Consider the following 16,330-nt stretch of genomic DNA (forward strand, 5'->3'; position numbering starts at 1 on the left):
TTTACTATTAAATAATGTAATGCCATTAAAGACTCGGCGCAAAGCCAAGCCAGAATGAGAGAACCAGAAAAGCGAAAATAGCCATCAGGATGGTTACGTAAATCAGGCCAATCATCTGCCAGCGCTTGAGCCAAATCTTACCGCTCCAGCCCAGTGTTTGCATAGCACTCCAGAAACCATGGGAGAGGTGGAACCAGATGGCGCAAATCCAAAGAAGATAAAGGATGGAGAATACGGGATTAGAGAAAGTGTCCTGTATCCAGGCAAAACCATCCGAAGGGCTGTGAGCCACCTCGATGTCGGCCAGTTCGGCGAACATCATGTGCCCCCAGAAATTGTACAAGTGAAGCACGAGGCCGAGCAAAATGATGATGCCGAGCACCAGCATGTTCTGACTGGCCCAGCTCACTTCGGGCCGACGGTCAGTCACTGCATAACGCTCGCTGCCACGTGCACGGCGGTTCTGTGCGGTGAGGATAAACGCATAGACGATATGGCATACAGCCAGAACGGCAAGCGCCATCGTACCAACCAGTGCATACCAGTTAGTGCCCAGAAACTCGCAAACCATGTTGTAAGCCTCTCCGGAGAAGAACGCGGCAACATTCATGCAACAGTGGAACGTCAAGAATAGAATAAGGCTAATGCCGGTTACCGACATTACCACTTTTCTACCAATAGATGAATTGATTAACCACATAAATGATTGAAATTAAATTATTTAACTGTTAGAAATTATTTTTAAGAATTATACGAAAAACACGAAAGACCAACCCAAAGCTACCGCAAGTCAAAAGGTTACATACTCTTTTTTAGGTATCCAAGAGCGCTCTTTTGACTGCAAAAATACTATATTTTGATGATTAATCAAAGCATTTCTGATAAAATTTGGATTTAATTTCTTACTTTTGTGGAAAATTGGACGAACGGAATGAAGTATCAATATGATGTCATTGTTATCGGAGGCGGGCATGCTGGCTGCGAGGCCGCAACTGCTGCCGCCAACATGGGCGCCAAGACGTGCCTGATAACAATGGACATGAACAAGATAGCACAAATGAGCTGCAACCCCGCAGTTGGCGGCATTGCAAAGGGGCAGATAGTACGCGAAATCGACGCACTGGGCGGATACATGGGCCTGGTTACCGACGCCACAGCCATCCAGTTCCGCATGCTCAACAGGGGCAAGGGTCCTGCCGTGTGGAGCCCGCGCGCACAGTGTGACAGAGGCAAGTTCATCTGGAAATGGCGCGAGGTGCTCGACAGTACGCCCAACCTCGACATCTGGCAAGACCAGGCCGACGAGCTTATCGTTGAACACGGCATGGCCGTTGGCGTGCGCACCGTGTGGGGCGTGGAGTTCCGCGCAGCAAGTGTGGTGGTTACGGCCGGCACCTTTCTCAACGGACTCATGCACATCGGGCGCCACCAGTACCCCGGAGGCAGATGTGCCGAGCCGGCCGTGGCCAACTTCAGTGAGAGCATCGCGCAGTGGGGCATACGCGTGGCCAGAATGAAGACGGGCACCCCTGTGAGGATTGACAAGCGCAGCGTACATTTCGAGGACATGGAAGAACAACCGGGCGAAGCCGACTTCCACCAGTTCAGCTACATGGGGCCGCACCGCCAACTGCACCAACTGCCCTGCTGGACGTGCTATACCAACAAGGCCGTTCACGACACGCTGCGAAGCGGACTGGCCGATTCGCCCCTCTTCAACGGCCAGATACAGAGCACCGGTCCGCGCTACTGTCCTTCCATAGAGACCAAGCTCGTTACCTTTCCAGACAAAGACCAGCACCCGCTCTTCCTCGAACCGGAGGGCGAAGACACCAACGAAATGTACCTGAACGGGTTTTCTTCCAGCATGCCGATGGACATTCAGCTGGCTGCCATCCATCAGATACCGGCCTTGCGCGATGCAAAAATCTATCGTCCCGGCTATGCCATCGAGTACGATTACTTTGACCCCACGCAGCTCAAGCACTCGTTGGAATCGAAGATTTTGCCCGGTTTGTTCATGGCGGGACAGGTAAACGGCACCACCGGATACGAGGAGGCAGGAGGCCAGGGACTGGTTGCCGGCGTAAATGCAGCCATCCATTGTACGGGCGGCGAGCCGTTTGTCATGGCACGCGACGAGAGCTACATCGGCGTCCTTATAGACGACCTAACCACCAAAGGCGTAGATGAGCCTTACCGCATGTTCACTTCCCGCGCCGAGTACCGCATCCTCTTAAGGCAGGATGATGCCGACGCACGCCTCACGGAGAAAGCCTACCAACTCGGCATAGCCAAGCACGACCGTTACGAATGGTGGATGGAGAAGAAAGAAAACATCAGCCGCATACTCGATTTCTGCAACAATACATCGGTGAAACCAACTGAAATCAACGACGCGCTACAACGACTGGGCACCACCCCACTCCGCATGGGATGCAAGATTTCCGACCTCATTGGCCGGCCGCAGCTCACCATGCACAACTTGGCCGAAGTGCTTCCAGAACTTAAAGAAGTGCTGAATTCACCGCAAAACCGCAAGGAAGAAATTGCCGAGGCTGCAGAAATCAACATCAAATACAAAGGATATATAGAACGGGAGAAGATGGTTGCCGACAAGATGCACCGCCTGGAAGATATCAAGATAAAAGGAAGATTCAACTACAGCACGCTGCATGAAATCTCGACCGAAGGACGGCAAAAGCTCGAAAGAATAGATCCGGAAACTTTGGCGCAGGCCAGCAGAATTCCCGGTGTTTCTCCGAGCGACATCAATGTGCTGCTGATTCTCCTCGGAAGATAGAGGAGCAAAGAAACAAGCAGCCAACTGCTACACCGTCGTTTCCGTTTCACGTGAAACCAAAAGAACGCATACAGAACAATAACTTACTGATAATGAACAACAAAGTGCTACTCGACAATCTGCGCTGTATTCCGGATTGGCCGATTAAGGGAGTAAATTTCAGAGACGTAACGACGCTCTTCAAGAGTGCAGAATGCCTCAAAATCATTAGCGACGAGATGTTCGGCATCTACAAGGACAAGGGCATCACCAAGATTGTAGGTATCGAGAGCCGCGGTTTCGTCATGTCATCGGCGCTGGCCATCCGGCTCAATGCCGGCATTGTGTTATGCCGCAAGCCAGGCAAACTGCCCTGTAAAACCGTGCAGGAAAGTTACGCCAAGGAGTACGGTATCGACACAATAGAAATACACGAAGATGCCATCAACGAGAACGATACCATCCTGCTCCACGACGATTTGCTCGCAACAGGCGGCACCATGAAGGCAGCCTGCGACCTTGTAAAGAAGTTTCACCCCCGGAAGGTGTACTGTAACTTCATCATCGAACTTGTCAACGAGGGGCTCAATGGCCGTGAAGCATTCGACGACGACATTGAGATAAGCAGCCTGATTCAAATCTAAAACAGTAAAGGCTCTGTCGTTTCACGTGAAACAACAGCACCTTTATCCTCTTTATACATAAGGGTTTAGGAGATGACAAAGGAAGAAAACGAACAGCGACTGGCGTATTTGAAGAACATAGTCCTCAACATGCCGGAGGTTCCGGGTAGCTATCAGTTTAAAGACGAGACCGGAACCATCATCTACGTAGGCAAGGCCAAGAACCTCAAGCGCCGCGTTTCTTCTTATTTCCTCAAAGAAGTAGACCGCTTCAAAACCAAGGTTCTGGTGTCAAAGATTAGGGACATCAGCTACTTTACGGTAAAAACAGAGGAGGACGCACTGCTTCTTGAGAACAGTCTTATCAAGAAGTACAACCCCAAGTACAATGTTCTGCTCAAGGACGGAAAGACCTATCCCAGCATTGTTGTTACCAAGGAGTACCTGCCCCGCATCTTCAAGACGCGCAACATCAATAAGAAGAACGGCACGTACTACGGCCCTTTTCCGCACATTTCGGCCATGTACAACGTGCTCGACATCATCAACCGCGTCTTCAAGCCGCGCCGCTGCCACTTCCCCATTACCCGTGAGGGCATTGCAGCAGGCAAATACAAGACCTGCCTGGAATACCACCTGCACAATTGCATGGCGCCCTGCGTAGGCAAGCAGAGCTACGAGGACTACCAGGAAAACATCCGCCAGGCGCGCGAGGTACTGAAAGGAAACACGCGCGAGCTGGGCGACTGGCTCTACAAACTCATGGAGAAAAACGCCGAAATGCTGCGTTTTGAGCAGGCCGAAGCCCTCAAACAGCGCTATATCCTGCTCCGCGAATTCGTTGCAAAGAGCGAGGTGGTAAGCCACACGATAACGGATGTTGACGTGTTCAGCATTACCGACGACGAGCTACGCAAGCACGCATTCATCAACTACATACACGTAACCAACGGAACCATCAACCAGAGCTTTACCTACGAGTACAAGCGCAAGCTCGACGAGACCGATGAGGACCTGCTGCTCACGGCCATACCGGAAATAAGAGAGCGCTTCGGCAGCCACGCCAAGGAGGTTATCGTACCCTTCGAGATGGACTGGAAGCTCAAGGATGCCGAGTTCTTCATCCCCCAACGGGGCGACAAGAAACACCTGCTGGAACTCTCTGAAATGAACGGAAAGCAGTACAAGTTCGACCGACTGAAACAGGCAGAGAAGCTGAACCCCGAACAGAAGCACACCCGACTGATGAAGGAACTGCAAAACAAGCTGAAACTCAGCAAGTTGCCTTACCAGATCGAGTGCTTCGACAACAGCAACATATCGGGTACCGACGCCGTGGCAGGCTGCATCGTGTACAAGGGCATGAAGCCTTCTCGTAAGGACTACCGCAAGTACAACATCAAAACAGTCTCCGGACCGGACGACTACGCCTCCATGCAAGAGGTGGTTCGCCGCCGTTACAGCCGCATGATAGAGGAGCAGACTCCCCTGCCCGACCTCATCATAACCGACGGTGGAAAGGGTCAGATGGAGGTCGTCAGAGAGGTCGTTGAGGACGAACTGAAGCTCTCCATACCCATAGCAGGACTGGCCAAGGACGACCGCCACCGCACCAACGAGCTGCTCTTCGGCTTCCCGCCGCGCGTGATAGGCTTGAAGACCGACTCCGAACTCTTCCACGTTCTTACCCAGATACAGGACGAGGTGCACCGTTACGCCATCACCTTCCACCGCGACAAGCGCTCCAAACACGCCCTGCACAGCGAACTGGACGACATTAAAGGCATCGGACCCAAAACACGAGACCTGCTGTTGCAGAAACTAAAGAGCGTGAAAAAGATTAAAGAAGCTGATAATCAATTACTTACAGATATTCTGGGCACATCGAAGGGCAACCTCGTCTATGCTCATTTCCACCCCACCGAACCAGCTCCGGCTGTCTGACCGGTAGCCAACGGGCAAATTGATTTTGGCAGTTCGGAATTTATGTTTATCTTTGTGACATGAGAATAGTCATACAGCGTGTGCAGCATGCGTCGGTAACAATCCGCTCGGAGGTTCGCTCCGCCATCGGCAGAGGCTTCCTCATCCTCGTGGGAATAGGCGAAGACGATACCCCGGAGGATGCCGAATGGCTGGCCAGAAAGGTGGTTAACCTGCGTGTTTTCGATGATGCGGAGGGCGTGATGAACCGCTCCATCCTCGACGTAGGCGGCCAGATACTCGTCGTGAGCCAGTTTACGCTCATGGCGAGCTACAAGAAGGGCAACCGTCCCAGCTGGATTCGAGCCGCTCGCCACGAAGTTTCCATCCCGCTCTACGAGACTTTCTGCGGGCTTTTAAGCCAGCAGCTGGGCAAGCAGGTGGCAACAGGAGAGTTCGGAGCGGACATGAAGGTGGAACTGCTAAACGACGGGCCGGTAACCATCTGGATGGATACAAAGAACAAGGAGTAGAGTAAACCCACCCCTGACCCTTCCCGAAGGGAGGGGGAAAAGGGGCTCACAGGCCGCCGATAACTGCGAAACGCCGGCCGCTGAAAGGGCAATTTAAAGCCGATAGAAACAGTAAAAATGGATCGAAAAGAGACCAAAAAGGAGACTGCCGCTGGCGGGCAGTGGAACCGCAGGCCGTTGGTGGCGCTGCTGCTATACGTGCTCGTGCTGGCAGCAGTTTTCATACTGATTTTCTGCTTTTTAACACCAATCAAACAATTCGACTGATGAAAGAGAACCTAACGATAAAAGAAGCGCAACAGCTTGTAGACCAATGGATTAAAGAATATGGCGTTCGCTACTTCAGCGAGCTAACTAACATGGCCTGTCTGACCGAAGAAGTGGGCGAACTGGCACGCGTCATGGCCCGCCGCTACGGCGACCAGAGCTTCAAGGAGGGCGAAAAGGCCAACCTTGGTGAGGAGATGGCCGACGTGCTCTGGGTGCTTATCTGCCTGGCCAACCAAACGGGCGTGGACCTTACCGAGGAGTTCAGGCGCAGCATGGAGAAAAAGGCAACGCGCGACGCACGCCGACATCTCGACAACCCTAAGCTGCAGGCGTAGCCACAAAGCGCTGCAGCAGCCATCTTACGGCAATCAACAGCATTCATATAATCACAAAACACAGCATTATGGGAATCATCAAAAACAAGGTTCAAGAGGACCTGAACGCCCGCGCCAACAGCGAGAAAAGCAAGTACGAAGAGGCTCTGGAGAAGTACGAAACCAACATCAGCGACCAGGAAGTGAGCCAGGCCGTTGCCCGCATCATTGCCGATAAAGTGCCCGCTAACGACACCCCGGAGGTCAAGCGCTTCCTCTTTGGCAGCGTGGAGCTAACCTCCTTGCACACTACAGATACCGAGGAGAGCATCCTTGCTATGGTTGAGAGGGTGAACAGCTTTGCCAGCGACTACCCCGACATGCCCCACGTGGCCACCATCTGCACCTATCCGTGCTTCGCCAAGCTCGTAAGCGACAGTCTGGAGGTAGACGGCGTAGAGATAGCCAACGTGAGTGGCAGCTTCCCCAGCTCGCAAACGTTCATCGAGGTGAAGGTGGCCGAGACGGCGCTGGCACTGAAAGACGGCGCCACGGAGATTGACATCGTGATGCCGGTGGGCAAGTTCCTGAGCGACGACTACGAGGGCGTAGCCGACGACATACAGGAACTGAAGGAGGTGTGTGGCGACCACAGCATGAAGGTAATCCTCGAAACGGGCGACCTGCGCAATGCTTCAGACATTAAAAAAGCGTCCATTTTATCGATGTATGCTGGCGCCGACTACATCAAGACGTCAACCGGAAAGGAGAAAGTGAGTGCTACGCCCGAGGCCGTTTACGTAATGTGCCAGGCCATCAGGGAGTATTACGACCTTACGGGCCGCCAGGTAGGCCTCAAACCGGCCGGCGGCATCAACACCGTTCACGACGCGCTGACCTACTACACCATCGTAAAAGAGGTGTTGGGCGACCGCTGGCTCACCAACAAGTGGTTCCGTCTGGGCACCAGCCGGCTTGCCAACACGCTCCTGAGCGAGGCTGTAGGTCGCGAGATTAATTACTTCTAAGGGCCCGTTTTGCCCCATTCCTCCGCCTTTTTTAGCAGGATGAATGGGCCAGGAGGCGCCGTTTATCAAACGAACAAGCAACTACCCGGCCGGCTGTCTTCAGGCTTCATTCGGGTAATTGTTTGTTCGTTGTCTGTTTCTACCTATCCCATCGGTTTTTTGCTCCGAATTCATCGCTTTTTAAGAGCTATCCTTCAAGCTCCTTGAAAGCATCGTTCAAGCCCCTTGAAAGCATCCATCAAGGGCCTTGAAGGATATGTCCTGTTTTGTCATTTCTTGCTGCGAGCATCATTCCCTCCTACCCTGTGAATTGTGAATTGTGAATGATGAATTACCTGTTCACTGCTTGCAAGGTCATCCCCTCCTAACCTCCCCTTTCCAAGGGGAGGATACTCTGGCGCCTATTTGCCTGCAACAAGCGGATAAAAGGGCAAAAATAAGCAGCAAAACAAATCGGTATCCTCCCCTTGGAAAGGGGAGGTTAGGAGGGGATGATTAACCGGCAGGGTAGCTAATCATGATGAACAAACGAGAGGAAAGGAAACAGGCGGGGCGTTGTCAGTTCTTCCGTTCTATCACGAAGTCGAGATACGCCTGCAGCGCACGCTTGATTTCGGGCTTCGTGATACGCGTTTCGATGAACGTCTGGCCCTCTCGGTGGAAGTCCCACATGCGCCGGTCGGCGTATTCTATGCCGCCGTTTTGCTTGGTGAAAGCCACCAAACGGACGATTTCATCGGGCTTGATGTCGCGCATCTTCACCTTTCGGGCCAGCCGGAGCATCTCTTCGTTGCCGGTGGTGTTGAGGGCATGGATAACGGGCAGGGTGAGTTTGCCCTCTGCCATGTCGTTGCCCGTGGGCTTGCCTATTTCGCGCGAGTCGAAATAGTCGAATATATCGTCGCGTATCTGGAAGATGATGCCGAGGTTCTGGCCGAACTTCTTGGCCGCCAGCACATCGTCCTCAACAGCTCCCCCGGCCTGGGCACCTATGGCGGCACAGGCCTCGAAGAGGGCAGCAGTTTTGCCTTTGATGATGTCGTAGTAAACAGTTTCGGAGATTTCGCGGTTCTGGATGTTCGAGAGTTGCAGTATCTCGCCGTCGGAGAGCGTGCGACCCAGCTGCGCCAGGTAGCGTACAATGATTTCGGAGTGGGTGAACGACACGTGTAGCAGCGCCGTTGAGAGGATGTAGTCGCCCACGAGCACGCTCACCTTGTTGTCGTACACGGCGTTTACGGAGGCCTGTCCGCGGCGTTCCTCGCTCTCGTCCACGACGTCGTCGTGCACGAGGCTGGCCGTGTGCAGCAGTTCCAAGCCGATTGCTGCATGGTAGGTAGCCTCCGTTATCTGGCCGAAGTTCTTGGCCAGGAGCAGTATCAGCATCGGGCGCATGCGCTTTCCGCCGCGCTGACGGATGTGTGTAAGAGCCTGGCTGAGCAGTCCGTCAGGGTGTTCCAGCGACTTGTCGAACAGGCGCACGAACTCATCAAGCTCCGGTTGTATGGGCTCTTTGATAAGCGAAAGATAATCCATCTGTTTCCGAAATTTGTTACAAATTTAGTGATTTTATCGAGATTTGTGGCAAAAAATTAGTAATTTTACGCGATAAACCGATATTATTATGGACAAACTGTTTCTTTTAGACGCCTACGCGCTTATATATCGCTCCTATTATGCCTTCATCCGCACGCCGCGAATCAACTCAAAGGGGCTCAACACTTCGGCCGTTTACGGCTTTCTGAACACCCTGAACGAGGTGCTCACCAAAGAGAAACCCACGCACATCGGCGTGGCTTTCGACCACGGCAAGACCTTCCGCCACGATGCCTTCCCTGCTTACAAGGCGCAGCGGGAGGAAACGCCGGAGGACATCAAGCTCAGTGTGCCCATCATCAAGCGGCTGTTGGAGGCCTATCGCATACCCATCCTGCAGGTTGATGGCTTCGAGGCCGACGACGTAATAGGCACACTGGCCGTGAAGGCCGGGGCCGAGGGCGTGGAAACTTACATGCTCACGCCCGACAAGGACTACGGACAGCTCATCCGCCCAAACGTCTTCATGTACCGCCCTCGCCACGGCGGAGGCTACGACATCATCGGAGAACGCGAGGTACAGGACAAGTACGGCATCCCTACCCCCGCCCAGGTGATTGACCTGCTGGCACTGATGGGCGACTCGGCCGACAACTTCCCGGGCTGCCCCGGCGTGGGTGAGAAGACTGCTGCCAAGCTTATCAACGAGTTCGGAAGCGTTGACAACCTGCTCGCCCATACCGACCGGCTGAAAGGCAAGATGCGGGAAAAGGTGGAAGCTGCCGTAGACGACATCCGCATGAGCCACTTCCTGGCCACCATCCGAACCGATGTGCCCATCGCGCTCAACCTCGACGAGCTCAAGACCGTTGACCCCGACGAGGAGCAACTCACACAACTATTCGACGAACTCGAGTTCAAGAGCTTCGGAAACCGATTGCTTAACAAAAGCGAAAAACCGTCTACAACCGTTAATACACAGCTCGATTTATTTGCCGAAAATACGGCCGACGGGCCGGAAAGTTCAGAAAACGCGCGTTTAGAGAGCCTTAAAACCACGCCTCATGAGTACAAACTGGTTGACAATCAGGAAGATATCAAGGCGTTATGTGACTTTTTCAGGACAAAAGAAATTCTCAGTCTGGACACTGAAACCACATCAACCAACCCGATAGACGCCGAATTGGTGGGCTTGAGCTTTGCCGTTGAAGAAAACAAGGCCTGGTATGTGCCCGTTCCGAGTGAACGTAAAGAAGCCTTAAAAGTTGTCAATATGTTTAAACCCATCTATGAAGACGAACGCATACTCAAGGTTGGACAGAACATTAAATACGACTACGAGGTGTTGCGCAACTATGGAGTGGAAGTCAGCGGACGCATGTTCGACACCATGCTTGCCCACTATCTCATCCAGCCGGAGCTGCGTCACAACATGGATTACATGGCAGAAACGCTGCTCAACTACCGGACCGTGCACATTGAAGAACTCATCGGGCCGCGCGGAAAGGGGCAGAAATCCATGCGCGACCTCGCCCCCAAGGATGTTTACGAGTACGCCGCAGAGGATGCCGACATCACCCTGAGACTGAAGAACGTGCTCGAACCCAAGCTCAAGGAAGTGGGTGCAGAGGACCTCTTCTGGCAAATAGAGATGCCGCTGGTGCCCGTTCTGGCCGAAATGGAGCTCAACGGAGTGTGCCTGGACACACAAGCACTGCGCGAAACGTCGGATATTTTCACGCAGAGAATGAACGAGTACGAGGCCAAGATATACCGGGAAGCGGGCGAGAAGTTCAACATCTCGAGCCCGAAGCAGGTGGGCGACATCCTCTTTGGCAAGATGCAGATAGTAGACAAGCCCAAGAAGACCCGCACGGGGCAGTACGTCACGAGCGAGGAAGTGCTGCTGCAGCTCAAGCAGAAGGCCCCAATCATCGACGACATACTGAACTACAGGGGCATGAAGAAGCTCCTCAGCACCTACGTTGACGCCCTGCCGAAGCTCATCAACAAGCGAACGGGGCACATACACACCTCCTTCAACCAGGCGCTCACGGCCACCGGACGCCTCTCATCGAGCGACCCGAACCTGCAGAACATTCCCGTCAGGACCGACGACGGCAAGGAGATACGCAAGTGCTTCATACCGGAGCCGGGCTGTACGTTCTTTTCAGCGGATTATTCTCAGATTGAATTGCGCATCATGGCGCACCTTTCGGGCGACGAGAACATGATAGAGGCCTTCCGCGAAGGGTTCGACATCCACCGCGCAACGGCAGCCAAGATATGGCACGAAGAGATGAGCGCCGTTACCGATGCACAGCGCAAGAAGGCCAAGCAGGCCAACTTCGGCATCATCTACGGCATCACCACCTACGGCCTGGCACAGCGCATGGACATCAGCAACGGCGAGGCAAGGCAGCTGATAGACGACTACTTCAAGACCTTCCCAAAGGTGCAGGCCTACATGGAGCAAGCTAAACAGACGGCAAGGGAGAAAGGCTACGCCGAAACTCTCTTCGGTCGCCGCCGCTACCTGCCCGACATCAACTCCCACAACGCCACCGTGCGCGGCTTTGCTGAGCGCAATGCCATCAACGCTCCGATACAAGGCAGCGAGGCCGACATCATCAAGGTGGCCATGATACGCATCCACCGCCGCTTCAAGCAGGAAGGAATACGCTCCAAGATGATACTCCAGGTACACGACGAACTTAACTTCTCGGTCTATCCGGAGGAAAAAGAAAGGGTGCAGCACATCGTCATCGAGGAGATGCAGAACGCCTGCCAACTCTCCGTGCCGCTAACAGCCGACGCCGGATGGGGCAGCAACTGGCTCGAAGCACATTAGAAACCCCTCCCCTGCCCTCCCCGAAGGGGAGGCTTGGTGAGCCCGAGCAGATGCTGCAATGGGCACGCCGGGCCTACGCGGAATGGAGCAGAGACCTCATCACAGTCTACTGGCTGGCCCTCGCGCTCTATGAGAACAGCCTGTGGCAGGAGGCCATCAGCCACAGCGACACGATACTGCAATGGGACTTCAGGAACCTTGCTTACGGGCCGCATGGCGATGGTGCCGACTACGCCTGGCAGCTCATCAGCGACTGCAACGCCGTGAAGGGACTCTCGCTGCTGGCCCTGAACCGGCCCGAAGGGCGCCAGTACCTGCAAAAGTACCTGCAAAGGGCAAGGGAGCAGACCTCGTGGTTCAGCCGCGCCTATATCCGCCGCCGGCTGCAGCAGGGCTAAGGGCGGCTGCAAACTGAAACAGGCGACCCGCCGGGCCGCCTGTTTTCATTCACTGCATGATGCGTTTTACTTCATCCGCCTCAGCGTCATGGTAGCCTTCTCCACTACCTGCGCCATCTCTTCATCAGAGAAATCGGTCATTTCCAGCTCCATAGCGTCGGCCGTGAGGCGGCTCACCTTCCAGCTCTCATCATCCTCTTCTTCGTACTCAAAGGTAAGCACGTTGTTCTTGAGCGAATAGGTTCCTCCGTCTTCTGCCGACCACTTACCCTCCCTGTATTCGTAAGCGGTAAACTTGTTGCCGGCCTCGAAGCTGATGCGGGCATAGAGACCTTCAACATCTTCGGGGTCAATACCCATGTCGTCCCAATCAAATCGCTGTCCGTTCAGGTAGGGAACCGTCTTTCCGCCCACTACTCTCATGTCGATGGTAACCTTCTGTGCCGTGCCCGGAACTTTCATCTGCAGGCTCGCCTGCTGCATTTCCCAGGTGCCGAGAACGGCCGATTGCTCCACATTAACCGGTTCGTCGTCGTCATCGTCGCTGCATGCAGACATCGTAAACACCCCTGCGAGCAACAGCAGTGCCCACAAAACACGATCCAAATACAAGTTCTTTTTCATATCATTTAATCGTTAATAGTTTGAACACAGCGGCAAATATAAGTATTACAGACGGAAAAACAAAGTCTGCAGGCATTTTTTTTGCGTCATTGAAGATTATCACCCACCGCTCAAAAGCTATCACTCACGAACTTTCGACACTTGTCGCACGATTGTGCGACACCTGTCAAACGATTGTGCGACAAGTGTCGAAAGTTCCTGCTCATGGCATTCGGCACCCGCGGGCGAGGTTTCCGGCACCCCCGCCGGTACGCTGCGGACTCGCAGAACGGGCCGAAAGACAGCCGCCCCTGCCCCACTCCGCTTGCCTGCTAACGGACTCATGGCAGCTGATTGGTGTCCAGGCGCTGCGCCAGGAACTGCCGCAGCACGTCGCACCGGGACACATACGGGGCCACGGCGGCGGGATGCCGGGCGGCAAAATCGGCCAGGCGGCCCAGTGCCTTGTATTGCCTTGACGCAGGGCGAACGGCATGTACCTCCTCCCATTCATCCGTTTTGGGGTTTATCAGCCAGTCATCTATCCGCCAGGGGTCGTCACCGATGTAAGCCAGGGCATAGAGACTGCGCTGCTGCAGGTCGAAGGTGCTGCTCTTGGCACTCTCATTCAGGTAAAGTAAAGCATCGGCCACGAGGTCGCGCTCCTGGGGCCTTACCGAGTCGATATTGGTCTTGGCGTAGTGCGTAAGCCACCAGCACTGCCCCAGGTAGCTTGCCTGAAAGGTCAGGGTGGCCAGCCTGTAGGCCAGCAACCGGCGTGTCTCGGCGTCGCGGGCCAGGCTGTACTGGCTCTGCAACTGCGTGATGTCGCGGCAGAAAGACAGCCTCGGATTGTCCTGCAGCTGCACTTTGCCGGGCCCTTCGTAGTTCCACGGCACCGGCTGGCGATGCAGCCAGGGCTCCACCTTGTAGTCGCGGCGGGCCATGTAGGGGGCAATATTCTCGGTACTAAGATAGCTGGGCGACACCTGCCGCAGGTAGGTCATGGCCTCGGCCCAGCGCCCGCGCGCCATTAACTTGGTGCCCATGAGGTCGCGGTAGTAGTTGGGGTCGCGGTACACGCGGGCCAGCACGTAGCGCTCCAGGGTGTCGGCAGGCTCCGACTGCAGGTAGTCCATGTAGCTGCGCAGGGCTTCGGGGCGCATGCTGTCTATGCAGTCGAAGTACTGACCGCGGTAATCAGAGTTCCAATGCCACTCGTCGGGCTTCAGGTTCTTGTTCTTCCGCGGGTTGAACTCGGTGCCGTTGTACCTCTCTTCCATCATTCCAAGCAGGGCGGTGGCTGCATTCAGGCGGCCTGCAGCGCGGTAGCGGTCAACCAGGGTGCGGTACACCATGCGCTGGCGTATGTCGGTGTAGTGGTTGCTGAAGCCCGTCTGCTGGCCCGGACTGTCGGCTCGCTCCTTGTCGTTGAGCCATTCGAATTCGCGTATCAGGAAGCTGCTGTAGGCCGGAGTGAGGCGGGCAGTCTTGGCCGAAGCCACCAGGTAGATGGCGCGGGCATTGTCCTTCATGCGCTGGGTGCCGTCCAGGGTCATGGCATCGCGCAGCTCGGCCACGGCCGTAGCATAGTCGCCCAGCAGGTAGTGCAGGCATCCGGCGGCCGACTTCCACATGGCGGGCCACTGCGTGCGGCCGCTGGCAGCAACCTGGTTGGCAAAGGCTATCATGCCGCGCACCTCCTTCTCGAACACCGGACGGGCGTTTATCTCGTTCATGTAGCCAATTCGCGAGCTGTCATCAGTACCTATCATCCACTCCCGATAATGGTTCCGGTAGATGTCCTGCGTCTCTTGGGCGTTGTTCACGAAGTCCTGCACCAGGTACCACAGCGTGGGACTGTTGGGGCGGGTGCCGTAAACAGCCTTGATGCCTGCCAGGTTTCGGTACTTGCTTACGCAGTATTGCAGGCTCGGAACATCGCCCTGGGCCGCGTAAATGTCGATGGCGCGGCTCTTGAAGCCCAGCCTCAGCAGTGAACCTGCATAGAGGTTGAGCATGGCATCGCGGTAGGCGCCGGCTCGGGTAAGCCTTCCGGTGCGCTCCCAGTAGTCTTTGTTGGCCTGGAAACGACCCATCAGGCAGTTTGCCCGCATCAACATGAGGCGGTACTGGGGTTGCAGGCGGGTGCCGCGGTAGCCTCTCGCGGCGGCTACAGACTGGTTGCACACCGCCTGGCAGCGCTGCCGCATGGCCTTGGAGGGGTAGTCCCAGGCCTCCTTCTGCCATCCGCAAACCTCCAGGAAGCGGTTCAGCTGCTGCAGATAGGCCACCATCTCGCGGTCTCCACGCCGTCGGGCGGTGCGGAGAATGAGGTCCTTGGAGCCCTCGTAGGTGTACACCTCAGGGCCGGCATACTGCCGCCAGAACTCGTCGAAGCGGCAGGAGAGGCAGTAGGTGCCGTTGTCGCGCAGGTAAACACTGTACAGGTAGTTGTTGTAGGTGGGCTCTTCGTTGATGCAGGCCAGGGCCTTTAGGGCCAGCAGGAGCAGCAGGCTAACGGCTGAAAATCGTTTCATAATCGGCTGGTTTAAATCGTTCGATATTGCGTCTGCTCAGGTCGAAGAGCAGCACTTCGTCGTGTACGTCGGGCCGCAGGTGGCCAATGGCCTCGCGTGCGGCTATGATTTGTTCCATTTCCGGCCGCCTCTCAATGACCGTATCGCCCGCCATGACGGGGTACTCGCCATCTTTGTGCACGATGCCCACGAACACTCCGCCGCGGTAAAGTACCTTCCAGGTGTAGAGCGGATAGGCTGCAGAGAGCCGGAGCCTGTAGGCAGGCAGACTGCGGAGGTAAGGACGCACGGCCGCAATGTCGAGAATGGGGTGCCGGTCGGTTATATCGGCCACGTTGCCGGTATTGTACACCATCAGCACTCCACGGTCTACAGGCGGCACGGGCTGCGTTAGCTGGTGCAGGCGGATGGTGGCCGAGAGCGCCAGACCGTGCTGCCGGGCCAGCTGCCGCAGCCGCTGCAGGAAGTCGAAGAAGCGCTGTTGGGTGCGTAGAGTCCAGTCGCAGTCTATCTGCAGCTCCCTCACGCCGGCCACGTCGTTGGTTTCGTTCATCTGCAAAACGCGCTTCACGATGCGCTCCGGCAGCTGCGAGAGGTCACGGAGCAGGCAGTCGTTCATGATGTAGACCACCGGCACCACCTCTACCCCACCCGGCACGGCCGAGCGGAAGGCAATGGTGGCATTGGGAACGGCATCACCCGAGGCCGCCGTTACCACGTCGAAGTAGCGCACGTAGAGGCGTCCTACGTCGTGGGAGCGCAGGAACCGGGCTTCTGTAGAGTCTATACGGAAGGTTGTACTCCAATAATACATGGAGCGGGAGTTATGCCGGCTTACCGTTGCAGGCTTGCAGGCGGCCAGCAGCAACAGCACGAGAAGCGCATAAAAGGGTTTCATGCGGCAAATATAAGCATAAAAGGCGTACGGT

General features: G+C 55.3%; 14 protein-coding genes. 9 read left to right on the forward strand and 5 right to left on the reverse strand.

The window, feature by feature from the left end:
- Positions 1-25: 25 nt before the first annotated feature.
- Positions 26-700: a succinate dehydrogenase/fumarate reductase cytochrome b subunit gene (locus BMW31_RS02065; protein ID WP_091820474.1), complete on the reverse strand. Its 675-nt coding sequence runs from the start codon at positions 698-700 to the stop codon at positions 26-28.
- A 231-nt stretch (positions 701-931) separates the two neighbouring features.
- Between BMW31_RS02065 and mnmG the strand changes: the two genes are divergently transcribed.
- From mnmG to deoC, 7 genes are all read left to right on the forward strand, one after another.
- The gene (mnmG, locus tag BMW31_RS02070) at positions 932-2,803 is read left to right on the forward strand and encodes a tRNA uridine-5-carboxymethylaminomethyl(34) synthesis enzyme MnmG (protein WP_091820476.1); all 1,872 of its coding nucleotides are present in this window, start codon (positions 932-934) and stop codon (positions 2,801-2,803) included.
- Between the two features lie 92 nt (positions 2,804-2,895).
- Complete coding sequence (locus BMW31_RS02075; protein ID WP_091820478.1) at positions 2,896-3,426, forward strand: adenine phosphoribosyltransferase; 531 nt, start codon at positions 2,896-2,898, stop codon at positions 3,424-3,426.
- A gap of 72 nt (positions 3,427-3,498) precedes the next feature.
- Positions 3,499-5,349, forward strand: a complete 1,851-nt coding sequence (gene uvrC / locus BMW31_RS02080) for an excinuclease ABC subunit UvrC (RefSeq protein WP_091820480.1) — start codon at positions 3,499-3,501, stop codon at positions 5,347-5,349.
- Between the two features lie 59 nt (positions 5,350-5,408).
- Positions 5,409-5,861 carry a D-aminoacyl-tRNA deacylase gene (dtd, locus tag BMW31_RS02085; RefSeq protein ID WP_091820483.1) on the forward strand — a complete coding sequence of 151 codons (453 nt, stop codon included), beginning with the start codon at positions 5,409-5,411 and terminating at the stop codon, positions 5,859-5,861.
- Positions 5,862-5,978: 117 nt separating this feature from the next.
- Positions 5,979-6,128 carry a hypothetical protein gene (locus BMW31_RS13390; protein WP_177166251.1) on the forward strand — a complete coding sequence of 50 codons (150 nt, stop codon included), beginning with the start codon at positions 5,979-5,981 and terminating at the stop codon, positions 6,126-6,128.
- The gene (locus tag BMW31_RS02090) at positions 6,128-6,466 is read left to right on the forward strand and encodes a nucleotide pyrophosphohydrolase (RefSeq protein WP_091820485.1); all 339 of its coding nucleotides are present in this window, start codon (positions 6,128-6,130) and stop codon (positions 6,464-6,466) included. Before BMW31_RS13390 ends, BMW31_RS02090 begins: the two co-directional genes overlap by 1 nt.
- A 68-nt stretch (positions 6,467-6,534) precedes the next feature.
- Entirely contained in the window at positions 6,535-7,473 is a 939-nt protein-coding gene (deoC, locus tag BMW31_RS02095; RefSeq protein WP_091820487.1) for a deoxyribose-phosphate aldolase, read from the forward strand.
- Positions 7,474-8,031: 558 nt separating this feature from the next.
- Here the strand turns inward: deoC and BMW31_RS02100 are convergent.
- Positions 8,032-9,009 (reverse strand): polyprenyl synthetase family protein, encoded by a 978-nt coding sequence (locus BMW31_RS02100; protein WP_091820489.1) that lies wholly within the window; start codon positions 9,007-9,009, stop codon positions 8,032-8,034.
- Between the two features lie 88 nt (positions 9,010-9,097).
- On the opposite strand from BMW31_RS02100, the gene polA reads away from it, so the two are divergent.
- Both polA and BMW31_RS02110 read left to right on the forward strand, forming a co-directional pair.
- Positions 9,098-11,860: a DNA polymerase I gene (gene polA, locus BMW31_RS02105; RefSeq protein WP_091820491.1), complete on the forward strand. Its 2,763-nt coding sequence runs from the start codon at positions 9,098-9,100 to the stop codon at positions 11,858-11,860.
- Entirely contained in the window at positions 11,830-12,258 is a 429-nt protein-coding gene (locus BMW31_RS02110) for a hypothetical protein (protein WP_143049128.1), read from the forward strand. The genes polA and BMW31_RS02110 overlap by 31 nt, the downstream gene beginning before the upstream one ends.
- A 66-nt stretch (positions 12,259-12,324) precedes the next feature.
- On the opposite strand, the gene BMW31_RS02115 is transcribed toward BMW31_RS02110, so the two are convergent.
- The 3 genes from BMW31_RS02115 to BMW31_RS02125 all read right to left on the reverse strand — a co-directional run bounded on the left by BMW31_RS02115 (position 12,325) and on the right by BMW31_RS02125 (position 16,299).
- Complete coding sequence (locus tag BMW31_RS02115; protein ID WP_091820493.1) at positions 12,325-12,882, reverse strand: lipocalin-like domain-containing protein; 558 nt, start codon at positions 12,880-12,882, stop codon at positions 12,325-12,327.
- Positions 12,883-13,202: 320 nt separating this feature from the next.
- Complete coding sequence (locus tag BMW31_RS02120) at positions 13,203-15,401, reverse strand: hypothetical protein (RefSeq protein ID WP_091820495.1); 2,199 nt, start codon at positions 15,399-15,401, stop codon at positions 13,203-13,205.
- A complete protein-coding gene (locus BMW31_RS02125; RefSeq protein WP_091820497.1) occupies positions 15,379-16,299 on the reverse strand; it encodes a hypothetical protein in 921 nt (306 codons plus the stop codon). Before BMW31_RS02125 ends, BMW31_RS02120 begins: the two co-directional genes overlap by 23 nt.
- Between the last annotated feature and the right edge of the window lie 31 nt (positions 16,300-16,330).

Origin of the sequence: Prevotella sp. kh1p2, assembly GCF_900111525.1 — a bacterium.
Classification (GTDB): Bacteria; Bacteroidota; Bacteroidia; order Bacteroidales; family Bacteroidaceae; genus Prevotella.